Annotated in this window: 9 protein-coding genes and 2 tRNA genes; 6 read left to right on the top strand and 5 right to left on the bottom strand. The window is 47.3% G+C overall.

Features of this window, described 5'->3' with window-relative positions; genetic code table 11:
- The first annotated feature begins 60 nt into the window (after positions 1 to 60).
- Both T360_RS0105835 and T360_RS0105830 read left to right on the top strand, forming a co-directional pair.
- Positions 61 to 135: transfer RNA gene (locus T360_RS0105835), tRNA-Val, on the top strand.
- A 64-nt stretch (positions 136 to 199) separates the two neighbouring features.
- Positions 200 to 1,585, top strand: a complete 1,386-nt coding sequence (locus tag T360_RS0105830) for an MATE family efflux transporter (protein WP_028911948.1) — start codon at positions 200 to 202, stop codon at positions 1,583 to 1,585.
- A gap of 501 nt (positions 1,586 to 2,086) precedes the next feature.
- Here the strand turns inward: T360_RS0105830 and aat are convergent.
- The 3 genes from aat to T360_RS0105815 are packed head-to-tail and all read right to left on the bottom strand — an operon-like array spanning position 2,087 to position 5,239.
- Positions 2,087 to 2,737: a leucyl/phenylalanyl-tRNA--protein transferase gene (gene aat, locus T360_RS0105825; protein ID WP_028911947.1), complete on the bottom strand. Its 651-nt coding sequence runs from the start codon at positions 2,735 to 2,737 to the stop codon at positions 2,087 to 2,089.
- Positions 2,715 to 4,925 carry an ATP-dependent Clp protease ATP-binding subunit ClpA gene (gene clpA, locus T360_RS0105820; protein WP_081772703.1) on the bottom strand — a complete coding sequence of 737 codons (2,211 nt, stop codon included), beginning with the start codon at positions 4,923 to 4,925 and terminating at the stop codon, positions 2,715 to 2,717. Before clpA ends, aat begins: the two co-directional genes overlap by 23 nt.
- A gap of 5 nt (positions 4,926 to 4,930) precedes the next feature.
- Complete coding sequence (locus T360_RS0105815) at positions 4,931 to 5,239, bottom strand: ATP-dependent Clp protease adaptor ClpS (RefSeq protein WP_028911945.1); 309 nt, start codon at positions 5,237 to 5,239, stop codon at positions 4,931 to 4,933.
- Between the two features lie 458 nt (positions 5,240 to 5,697).
- Here T360_RS0105815 and T360_RS0105805 point away from each other — a divergent pair, with 458 nt between their 5' ends.
- Positions 5,698 to 7,452 carry a helix-turn-helix domain-containing protein gene (locus T360_RS0105805; RefSeq protein WP_028911943.1) on the top strand — a complete coding sequence of 585 codons (1,755 nt, stop codon included), beginning with the start codon at positions 5,698 to 5,700 and terminating at the stop codon, positions 7,450 to 7,452.
- Between the two features lie 160 nt (positions 7,453 to 7,612).
- Here T360_RS0105805 and T360_RS0105800 read toward each other — a convergent pair.
- Positions 7,613 to 7,683 (bottom strand) — tRNA-Gln (locus T360_RS0105800).
- A gap of 178 nt (positions 7,684 to 7,861) precedes the next feature.
- Between T360_RS0105800 and rsfS the strand changes: the two genes are divergently transcribed.
- From rsfS to T360_RS0105785, 3 genes are read left to right on the top strand one after another with little or no spacing between them, the layout of a single operon-like run.
- Complete coding sequence (gene rsfS, locus T360_RS0105795) at positions 7,862 to 8,212, top strand: ribosome silencing factor (protein ID WP_028911942.1); 351 nt, start codon at positions 7,862 to 7,864, stop codon at positions 8,210 to 8,212.
- Between the two features lie 20 nt (positions 8,213 to 8,232).
- Positions 8,233 to 10,302, top strand: a complete 2,070-nt coding sequence (ftsH, locus tag T360_RS0105790; protein ID WP_028911941.1) for an ATP-dependent zinc metalloprotease FtsH — start codon at positions 8,233 to 8,235, stop codon at positions 10,300 to 10,302.
- Entirely contained in the window at positions 10,295 to 11,146 is an 852-nt protein-coding gene (locus T360_RS0105785; RefSeq protein WP_028911940.1) for a phosphatidate cytidylyltransferase, read from the top strand. The genes ftsH and T360_RS0105785 overlap by 8 nt, the downstream gene beginning before the upstream one ends.
- On the opposite strand, the gene T360_RS0105780 is transcribed toward T360_RS0105785, so the two are convergent.
- The gene (locus T360_RS0105780) at positions 11,138 to 11,608 is read right to left on the bottom strand and encodes a hypothetical protein (protein WP_028911939.1); all 471 of its coding nucleotides are present in this window, start codon (positions 11,606 to 11,608) and stop codon (positions 11,138 to 11,140) included. The two genes, T360_RS0105785 and T360_RS0105780, sit on opposite strands and share 9 nt — an antisense overlap.
- Between the last annotated feature and the right edge of the window lie 110 nt (positions 11,609 to 11,718).

The raw sequence follows: 11,718 nt of genomic DNA, 5'->3' as shown, positions 1-11,718 counted from the left end.
AAGAAACTTGCAGCGTTCTCAAAAAATCTTCTTACCTTTGCACCCGCTTACAAGAAATGAGGGCGTTTAGCTCAGCTGGTTTAGAGCATCTGCCTTACAAGCAGAGGGTCGGCGGTTCGAATCCGTCAACGCCCACTAAAACAAAATGAGGATGTGATTTTTTAAGTCACATCCTTTTTCTTTTCAATAAAACTAGCGCATGAAGAAGGTGAAGAATAGCGAACAGCTCCTATCATATATTCGTGAAGGGCGTATGATGAGTCAGAGAGAGAAACTATGGCTTATTGTCAGTTTGAGTATTCCTTCTATTTTAGCGCAAATCTCAGCCACCATTATGTTCTTTATTGATGCCTCCATGGTAGGCCATCTTGGTGCCAAGGCATCAGCTTCTATCGGTTTGGTGGAGACTACTGGTTGGCTGCTAGGTGGTTTGGCTTCGGCGGCTAATATGGGATTTTCTGTACAGGTGGCCCATTTTATTGGTGCCAACGATTTTGAGGCGGCACGTAGGGTGTTGCGCCAGTCGTTGGTGTGCTGTCTTGTATGGTCGTTACTTATATCTTTGATCTCTGTACTTATTAGTCCCTTCTTACCATTTTGGATGGGAGGTACGGCAGAGATAGCCCGTGATGCATCGCTCTACTTTGGCATATTTGGTGCCTGCGGTGTATTCTTCCAGATGGAAGGTTTAGCTGGTTCCATGCTCAAATGTTCGGGCAACATGAAGATCCCCTCCATGCTCAATATTGGCATGTGTGTGATGGATGTTGTGTTCAACTACCTTTTTATCTATATCCTGGGTTTAGGTGTGATGGGTGCCGCTCTTGGCACGGGTATGGCTATGCTGGTAACAGCCAGTCTGATGCTTTATTTCCTGCTTGTCAAGTCGAAGATGCTTTCCTTGGTGGGGCGTCCGGGGTCTTTCCGGCCTAAGTCGGATACCGTTGGTACTGCTTTCAAGATAGGTGCTCCTATGGGGTTGCAGCATCTGCTGATGGGCTCAGCACAGATGGTGAGTACGCTTATTGTGGCGCCATTGGGAACCATCGCCATTGCTGCGCATTCGTTGGCCATCACTGTCGAGAGTCTCTGTTATATGCCAGGTTTTGGTATAGCTGAGGCTGCTACCACACTGGTGGGGCAGGGTATAGGAGCTGGTCAGAAGTCGCTTACCCGTTCGTTTGCCCGCATGTCGGTAGGGCTTGGTATTGTTGTCATGACACTGATGGGTGTGCTCATGTGGATTTTTGCACCACAGCTGATGTCTATCATGTCGCCTGTTGATGAGGTGATAGCGCTGGGTGCTCAGGTGCTGCGTATTGAGGCATGGGCTGAGCCTATGTTTGCTGCAGCTATTGTCACCAATGGTATTTTCGTTGGTGCTGGCGACACCATTATTCCTGCTGTGATGAGTCTGGGTTCTATGTGGGCAGTACGCCTGTCGTTGGCAGCCACGTTGGCGCCCAAGTGGGGATTACGTGGCGTGTGGACGGCTATGGCTATAGAACTGTCATTCCGTGGCTTTATCTTCCTTGTACGCTTGTTTAAAGGAGGATGGGCTGAAAAGCTGAAGATTAAACATTAAGCATTAAACATTACAGATTAAAGAGTGAACATAAAAAAAGCCGCTCAAGGGTCATCAACGACTCGAGGGCGGCACCAACAATCTATGAATAACTAAAAACCTTTTTCTGAGAAAAAACGGAGTGTCACCACTGCGTCTTTGTTATCCTTACTAACTAATCTTTTTTCTAACACCTTAGAAATACCTATCTCCAAATTAACTAATAAACCTAAAACCAAATTCTAACTAACTATTAACTCTAACTAAAACCTAAATCAATCAATCTTTATATTACCTTAACTAATACCTCTGTATTGCATTTCTATGCTTTCTATTGAAGAACTTTTGTCTTTTGACGTTGCAAAGGTACGACGATTTTGGTTATCTTGCAAGAATAACCCTATACTTTCCTCAAAAAAGTGCATTTCTTTTGATATACATCAACCCGTTGTGTGCGAACACAGCCGAATTGTGTGCGAAGACAGTGTATTTTTACACTTTTTTACATCGTCATACTGATTTTCACTTCTTGATGAGGTTGATATAGTCCTTGTAGGGTATATATCTTCCTCCCATCGTCTTGAGATGAGGCGTTTCAAATTGACAGTCAATCATTCTGCCTCCCAGGTTCTGGAATGTCTGAGCCAGATGTATTAGAGCCAGTTTGGATGCATTTGGAACGAGTGAGAACATGCTTTCGCCAAAAAATACCGGTCCGAAGCATATACCGTATAGTCCGCCCACCAGTTTGTCGGCATCCCATACCTCAACGCTCGCAGCAAATCCCTGTTTATGCATTTCGGTATAAGCCTCTATCATCTCAGGGCCCAGCCATGCTCCCTCGTCGCGATTACGGTTCTGAGCGGTGGCGCAGCCTCTTATCACACCTTCAAAATCTTGGTTGATAGTCAGTTCGAACTCATGTCTTTTCATGAGCTGTTTCATCGAGTGACTGATGTGTATCTCGTCAGGAAAGATGACGAAGCGCTGTAGCGGACAGTACCATAGCGGTTCCTGCTGGTGGCGGTAGGCAAACCAGGGGAAAAAGCCGTTGCTGTAGGCCAATAGCAGACGGTCTATTGACAGATCGCCGCCAACAGCCACCAGTCCATCCTCCTCGCCCAGGTGAGGGTCGGGAAACCACAGTTCGTCATCCAATTGATAAACAGCCATCGTGCGTATCTATTAAAATGTTGCCGCCATGTTTCAGTTTCCCAAATAGAATCTCGCGTGTCAGGAGCGGTTTCAGTCGTTGTCCTATAACGCGGTCCATCTCTCGTGCTCCATATTCGCGGGTGTAGCCTTCCTTCAGCAATAAGTTGAAGGCCGTGTCGCTCAATGTCATCTCCACCTGCTTAGCCTTCAGTTTCTCCTGCAGCTCATTCAGTTTCTTCTTCAGTATGAGCGTTGCCATTGACTTGTTCATATCGTTGAATACTACCGTACCCGACAGGCGGTTGATAAATTCTGGTTTAAATGTCTTTTTCACCTGTTGCAACATCGCCTCGCCGCGTGTGGTATTACCCGTAAAGCCTATGTTGGCTTGTGAGGCAAACTGTGCACCGGCGTTAGATGTCATAATCAGGATGACATTGCGGAAATCAGCCTTATGACCCTTGTTGTCTGTCAGTCGGGCGTAATCCATCACCTGTAGCAGTATATTATAGATATCCTGATGTGCTTTTTCTATCTCGTCGAGCAGTAGCACGCAGTTGGGACTCTTACGTATAGCATCGGTGAGTAGGCCGCCGTCTTCATAGCCCACATATCCTGCAGGCGAACCAATCAACTTGGCCACGGTATGTTTCTCGGTATATTCACTCATGTCGAAACGCAGAAGGGGTATGCTCAGTTCCTTGGCAAGTACGCGTGCTACCTCAGTCTTACCCACGCCAGTAGGACCCACGAACAGCAATGATGCCAGTGGCTTGTTGTCGTCCATCAGACCGGCCTTAGCCATCAGGACAGCCTCTACAACCTGTCGTATAGCCTCGTCTTGTCCATAAATCTTTGATGAGAGATTCGTATTGAGTGTTGAGAGTTTCTCGTTGTCGTCGTCATCATTCATGGCCATGGTATCTACCTTGCATGTCTTAGCAAGCACCTCGGCTATCATCGCCTTGGTTACGATGCTTATGCTGTTGGATGCAAGTTGGCAGTTGGCGCCAGCCTCGTCTATCAGGTCGATGGCTTTGTCGGGCAGAAAGCGCTCGTTGACGAATTTGTAGCTGGCCTCTACGGCAAAGTCCAGAGCCGTCTCGTCGTAGGTCACGTGGTGAAACTGTTCGTACTGCTGTCGCAGTTGTCGTACGATATGTTTTGTTTCGTCAGGTGTAGGCTCTGGGATGTCTATCTGTTGGAATCGTCGTACCAGTCCTTTCGAGCGTGCGAAGTGGCGGTTGTACTCCTCGTAGGTTGTTGATCCGATGAATCTGATGCTGCCTGCCTCCAGGTAGGGTTTCAGCATGTTTGATGCGTCCATGGCCCCTTCGCCAGTTGCGCCAGCGCCTACCAGGGTATGTATCTCGTCGATATATACAATGTTTTTGTCGCTCTCCTCTTTGATACCCTCCATAATTTGTTTGATGCGGTTCTCAAAGTCGCCTCTATATTGTGTGCCAGCCAACAGAGTGCCTAAGTCCAGTTGATAGATTTTGCTGCCTATCAGGCGTTTGGGCACGTTGCCTTCGTCTATCAGTCGTGCTAGTCCCCATACCAGTGCCGTTTTACCAACACCAGGTTCACCCACGTGTAGCGGATTGTTCTTGTCGCGTCGGCATAGCACTTGTATGGTGCGTGTCAGTTCCTGTTCGCGTCCTATCAATGGGTTGTGCTCCTGATAGTGGTCGTTCATGCAAGATACCAGTCGGCGCCAAGCCTGTTCTGGTTTGTGCTCGTTAGTGTCTTCTTCTAAATGGTCTTCAAACTCGCAAGCGCTAATCAAGTCGCTGATAAACTCGCTCTCCATGTTGCCCAGTGTCTCCTTGAGCAGATAGCATGCCCATGACTCCTCCAGCTGTAGTATGCCCACTATCAGGTGTGGAAGGTCGAGTGCCGTGGCGCTACTGTTAAGAACCTGTGCACAAGCCACCTGTATCACCTGTTGCATCTGTACCGAGGCCTCAGGTTCATACTCTGTGTCGTCAGGAATCTGTTCTGTCTCCTCCAGTTTCTCATCCAACTGGTCTATCAGTATCTGCAGATCCCCATATTCGCAGTATATACGTCTGAAGTTAAACTCGTCTGTTATAACCTGCAGCAGGTGTTCTGGCATCACAAATTCGTGGCGCCATTCCTTGCAGTATTTCATTGTCTCGCTCAGTATCTTGGCTGCGCGTTTAGTTTGTTTTATCTCTGCCATAAAAATTAATCTTCCTCGGGCTCAACCGTTAATCTTAGTGGAAATCCTTCTTCTCTTGCCATAGCAGTGGCCTTTCGAACCTTTGATGTTGCCACGTCGTAACTATATATGCCTACCACAGCTTTGTCGGCATGGTGTACTTTTAGCATCAGTGTCTCTGCTTCGGCCTCGCTCTTGAAGAATATCTCTGTGAGAATCTTCACCACAAACTCCATCGTTGTAAAGTCGTCGTTATAGATGGTCACCTTATAACGTCTTGGCTCTCGCAGGTCGGTGCGCTGCCGTTCTTTTATTGCCGATTGTTCCTTTGCCATATCCTCTCTTTATTTGTTTTGTGTGCAAAGGTACACATTAAAATTTAGAAATGGTGTTAACTATGCAAAAAAAACGATTGGTCCCCAGCTTTCTGTCTTTTGCAAGGCAGTAGCCTGGGGACCAGTTCGGCAGTTGCGCTTCGTTCCAATACGCGTCTGCTACAGGTATTGTCAAAAGGTAATCGATTATTAGGTTCAACTCGTGTTTGAATTTTCTGAGTGCAAAGATAAAGCAAAAAATCCATTCCCACAAGGGGTTAGACAAATGGTCGGATGGTTTCAGACAAATAGTCGGATGATAATGACAATCGGTCGTACAATCCGACACGATGTCGGACAAATCGTCCTCCTTTTCGGTGGTAACATCAAGAAAATGGGGGTGTAGATAACAATAAAACCTGTTTTTATTTTCGGGTTTTTAATATATTGTGTATCTTTGCATCCGCAAACTATTTGTCATGAGAGTTGTTAGTTATATATATATAATAGGTGTAATGGTTGTCCTTTCGGTGTTCACAGGTTGTGGCGGAAAGGATCGTACGAATAGTGATGATATCCCTGAGGCGATGATACGCACTCATGGTGACAGTCTGGCCCTTGATGCCAGGTTTACTGGCGACTTTAAGCACTTCCTTTCTGTTACCGACAGTCTGGCTGCTGCAGGTGAGCTTTCGATGATACGTGCCGAAGGTTACCGAGGTGTGGCTTTTTTCCAGTTGGGTGATATTGAGAACAGCGTGGCCTGTTTACGTCGTGTTCTCGCCATCGAAAATCCGCCTGCCCGTGATTTCTGGGAGTATATACATGCCGGAACCAATCTGGTTATCATCTTGAATAGTCAGCGCAACTATGATACGGCCATGCGTACTGCCCTTCGCTTGATTGACATGCTCAAGCAGGTGGATAATCCCTTGCGCGCCCGCGAGATGCAAACCCTTTATCTGTGCTTGGGTGATACTCAGATGATGCTTGAACGTCATGCTGATGCTGTGAAAAGTTACAATGAGGCCTATCAGTGGGTGCTCAACACCCCAAACGATCCTACCAGCAGACCGCTGGCAGCCAGTTTTGAGACCTTGGAGAATATTGCTGTCACCCACCTCAATCATCAGATGGATGGTGCCGGCGTATGGGTTGACCGTATGGACTCGCTGCGTGCAGTCTATGAGAAGCAGCCCAAGGCCGATCCCAAGGAGGTGAAGATATTCCGTGCTTTGGTTGCTCTGCATCGTTCGCAGGTGTGCCAGATGCGTGGACAAACGGCCGATGCTGCCCGTTATTACGCCCACTTTGCGGCTAGCGACTATGGTAAGAGCATTGAGGGGCGCATCAATGGTTGCGAGTATCTAGTGGCAGCCCATCGTTATGCTGAGGCTGCTGATAACTATACAGAGCTAGACCGCTTTATCAGTGAGTGGGGCTATGATTATGATCTTGAAACGATTGGTAATAATCTGCTGCCTAAGTTGCGCTCCAACTTCTATGCGGGGCGTAAGGATTCTGCTTTGCAGGTGGCTTTGCAGATAGCCGAGGTTTACGATACAGCGCTTGTGCGCCAGAAGCGTAGTGAGAGTGCGCAGTTGGCTGCTATCTACGATACTCAGGGCAAAGAGCGCCAGATAGCTGAACAGCGTGCACAGAATCGCTTTGTATCTGCAGTCAGCATAGCCATCAGCTTTATGGCGCTGTTGGCATTGGTTTTTGCTTTCTATGTGTATCGTCAATGGCGTATCACCCAGCATCGCAATCGTATTCTGGCCCGTCAGATTACCGAGGCAGTAGGGTATAAGGATCAGATTCGAGAACTGAAGGCAGCTCCCGCTAAGGAGGAGAGTCTGCCTTCGGCAGGTAATCCCCATCTCCTTTCCGAAGCAGGCGAGGTGGAGCTCTTTAATTCGCTTCGCGATTTGATTGAGAACGAGCAACTGTTCCTGCAGGCCGACTTCGGTCGTCAAACCCTTATCGATCGTACCGGTCTTTCTAAGGAGCGCATTGGTGCGGCTTTTTCGCAGGGCAGCGACAGTCTTTCACTGCCAGCCTATATCCGTGAGTTGCGTTTGGATTATGCTGTACGTATGATGAACAGTCAGCCCGACATAACAGTGGAGCAGGTGAGTCAGGCCAGTGGTTTCACCAGTGCCGACACCTTCACCCGTAACTTCCGTGCTAAGTACGGCATGACACCTACCACCTATAAGCAGACCATCGGTTGATTATCAAGAAATTTGAAGATATAGTAATCATACCTCTCAAAAACCTTGAGTTAACTCAAAACACTCATTTAACTCAATTCACTTTCTGAATTAACTCATTGTCAAAAATGAGCTTATAGAAAAAGAGTCGCTAAGCATTGTGCTTAGCGACTCTTTTTAGTTGGGGTACCCGGACTCGAACCAGGAAAGGCAGGACCAGAATCTGCAGTGTTACCATTACACCATACCCCAAAATGTTTTTGCTTAGAAACGCGCTTGTTTCTGTTTTGCGGGTGCAAAGGTACTACTTTTTCTTGAACTACCAAAATTTTTTGGGGAAAAATTATAAAAAACCGCAAATTTTCCACTTTTTCTTTGTTTTTTTGGCAATTTAGCGTACCTTTGTGCACAAATAATAGATAATTTTTGAATGATACAACTTGTAGAAACGATTAAAGAAGCAATTCAGGAGAAAAAGGGCTGTAACATTGTTGTAGCCGACCTGACAAAAATAGAAGGAACAATCTGTCAGTATTTCATTATCTGTACCGGCAATTCGCCTACTCAGGTTGAAGCTATTGCCGAGTCGGTAGGTGATATGGTGCGTGAGCATTTGGGTGAGAAGCCTACTCATGTGGTAGGATTGGAGAATGCCCAGTGGGTGGCAATGGACTATACCGACGTGTTGGTTCACGTTTTCCTGCCCGATGTGCGTGACTATTACGATTTGGAGCATCTGTGGGAGGACGCTCCGCTGACCAGAATACCCGATTTGGATTAATTATATATATAATAAGGTATATGGAGAATAATCAAAAACCAAACAAGAATAATGGTACAAACGGTCCGAAGATGAATATGCCCAGGTTTAATATGAACTGGATATACTTCATCTCAATACTTGCATTAGGACTATTGTATTTTACTGGAGGTGGCCCCTCTAACAGTAGTGTGGCTAAAACGGCCTCTTATAGCGAATTCCGACAGATGGTGGAGCGCGGCTACGCCAAGAAGATTGTGGTGAACAAGCCCCAGAGTACGCTGCGTATGTATGTGAAACCAGAGCATATTCGCGATGTGTTCCATCAGAGTGCCCAGCAGACAGGCGCAGAACCTTATCTGGAGGTGGAGTTCGGCAGTGTGGACCAGGTAGAGCAGTTTGTGGCTAAGGCCAAGGACAATAAGGTTTTTACTGGCGATCTTGCTTTTGATAACCGTCGCGATAACGAGTTCTTCTCGCTGATCATTACGAATCTGTTGCCTATCCTGTTTATCGTAGGTCTCTGGATATTTTTTATGCGTCGCATGGGCGGCGGAGGCGGCGGTGTTGGTGGCGGCGTGTTCAATGTCGGCAAGAGCAAAGCCAAGATGTATGAAAAGGGAGGTGAATTAGGTATCACGTTTAAGGATGTGGCCGGTCAGGCTGGTGCCAAACAGGAGATACAGGAGATTGTGGATTTCTTGAAGAATCCCCAGAAATATACCGATTTGGGTGGTAAGATACCCAAGGGAGCCCTGTTGGTTGGTCCTCCAGGAACAGGTAAGACCCTGTTGGCAAAGGCTGTGGCAGGCGAAGCTGGTGTGCCCTTCTTCTCAATGAGTGGATCAGATTTCGTTGAGATGTTTGTGGGTGTAGGTGCCAGTCGTGTGCGTGACTTGTTCCAGCAGGCCAAGCAGAAGAGTCCTTGTATCATCTTTATCGACGAGATTGATGCTGTGGGCCGTGCTCGCAGTAAGAATCCTGCTATGGGTGGTAATGATGAGCGTGAGAACACCCTGAATGCGCTGCTGACAGAGATGGATGGATTTGGTACTAATAGTGGTGTGATTATCTTGGCGGCAACAAACCGTGCAGATATGCTTGACTCTGCCTTGTTGCGAGCAGGTCGTTTCGACCGTCAGATCCATGTGGATCTTCCTGACCTGAACGAGCGTAAAGAAGTGTTCAAAGTGCATCTGAAACCAGTGAAGATTGATGATAGCGTGGATATAGACTTCCTGGCTCGTCAAACCCCAGGTTTCTCGGGTGCAGATATTGCCAACGTATGTAATGAGGCCGCTTTGATAGCAGCCCGTCATAATAACCAGACGGTTAGCAAGCAGAATTTCCTGGATGCTGTGGACCGTATCATTGGTGGATTGGAGAAGAAAACCAAGGTGATGACACAGGCTGAGAAGCGTTCTATCGCCATTCATGAGGCTGGCCATGCCACTATCTCATGGTTTACAGAGTTTGCCAACCCATTGGTGAAAGTGAGCATTGTGCCTCGTGGACAGGCCTTAGGCGCAGCTTGGTATCTGCCCGAGGAGCGCGTGTTGCAAACCAAGGAGGCTATGCTTGATGAGATGTGTTCACTATTAGGTGGACGTGCAGCCGAGGAGCTGTTTGTAGGCCATATCTCTACAGGGGCGATGAATGATTTGGAGCGTACTACCAAGCAGGCTTATGGTATGATAGCCTATGCAGGTATGAGTGATAAGTTGCCTAACCTCTGCTACTATAGCAATATGGAATATCAATTCCAGCGTCCTTACTCAGAGACTACTGCTAAGCTCATTGATGAGGAGGTGCGTGCGATGATTGCCGAGCAGTATGAGCGTGCCAAGCAGATTCTGACCGAGCATAAGGAAGGGCATGCTAAACTGGCACAGTTGCTGATAGATAGAGAGGTAATCTTTGCCGAGGATGTAGAAAAGATCTTTGGCAAGCGTCCATGGACCAGTCGTGCAGAGGAGTTGCTTGAGGCACAGATGAAGGCCGATGCTGAGCGCATGGCCGAAGAGCGTGCCAAGGAGTTGGAGGCGGAAGCTGAGGCTCAGAAAGCATTGGAGAGCAAACCAACAGAAGAAAAGGAGGATAAGGATGCATAATTTTATCGTCAGAGCTATCACCGGCGTACTGTTTGTGGCTGTACTGGTGTGCAGTTTCTTGCGCCCGCAAGCCATGGTACTGCTGTTTGCACTCATCACAGGACTGAGTGTATGGGAGTTTACTGGTTTGGTAAACGAGCGTGCTGGTGTGATGGTGAACCGTCTGATATCTACTGTGGCAGGTGTATATCTGTTTCTTGCCATGGCAGGTTTCTGCAGCGAGCTCACTCCATCGGCAGTGTTTGTGCCTTATCTCGTGTCGATTATCTATTTGATGGTGGCCGAGTTGTATCTGAAGAATGAAGATCCTATTCATGATTGGGCTTATACGATGATGGCGCAGCTATATGTAGCTCTGCCTTTATCGCTGCTCAATACATTGGCCTTCCACACGGCCCCTCAGGGATTTGTGGTTTACGATGCGGCGCTACCATTGTCGGTATTCGTGTTCCTGTGGATGAATGATACTGGTGCCTACCTGTGTGGTTCGTTGCTGGGTAAACATAAACTCTTTCCTCGCATTTCGCCAGGAAAGAGTTGGGAAGGCAGCATTGGCGGTGGCATCTTGGTGATGGCTGTGGCCATGCTGGTATGGTATCTCACTGACCAGTATCAACTCAACATGCTGGGACTTACTGCCATAGAGTGGGTAGGTCTTGGTCTCACCGTGGTGGTGTTTGGCACCTGGGGTGATCTGGTAGAGAGTTTGCTGAAGCGTACGCTAGGCATTAAGGATAGTGGTAACATCCTGCCTGGTCATGGTGGCATGCTGGATCGTTTCGATTCTTCGCTGCTTGCCATTCCCGCAGCAGTTGTTTATCTCTATACCATTATGTTATTTTGATTGATAGAGTACACTTAGTGTAGGTTTATATGTGTTTTCGAGGGTGAGGGTGATGAAACCACCTTCATCCTCGAATTTTGCTATGCGGTGGTCTTTTCCGTCCTTGAGCATGTTTGGCCATGCACCCAACTGCTTCTCGAAATCGTCGTGCATCTGTTGCCACATCTTGCGGGTGCTGTCGTTGGTTGAAATAGAGTAGTTCTCCTGCAGTGCTACCAGCGAATCGTTCTTCTGAGCAAGCATGAGGCGATAGTTCAGCGCAGGATTGTACATTGATACCTTGGCAAAGTCGGAGTCGCTCTTAGCCGAATCGATGGCAAATCCACGCGCGCTAAGCGAATCGCAGAAAGTCTTGAAAGGCATGCCCATTGACAAACCACGATAAGAGAGAAACTTTTTTTCACCATTTCCACAAGCACAGAGTGCTGCAATAGCCACTACGGCAACAAATAATTTTTTCATAACAATTAGTTTTTTGTAATAATCGGTGGCAAAGATAGATAATTTTTTTGGAGTTTCCAAAAAATCTATTAACTTTGCAACATGTTTTTATCAACATTACTACTTTCGGC

The sequence above is a fragment of the Prevotella sp. MA2016 genome, assembly GCF_000619825.1.
In the GTDB taxonomy this organism is placed as follows: domain Bacteria; phylum Bacteroidota; class Bacteroidia; order Bacteroidales; family Bacteroidaceae; genus Prevotella.
The sequence above is the reverse complement of the archived record's forward strand: the minus strand, read 5'-3'. Positions and strand labels throughout refer to the sequence as shown.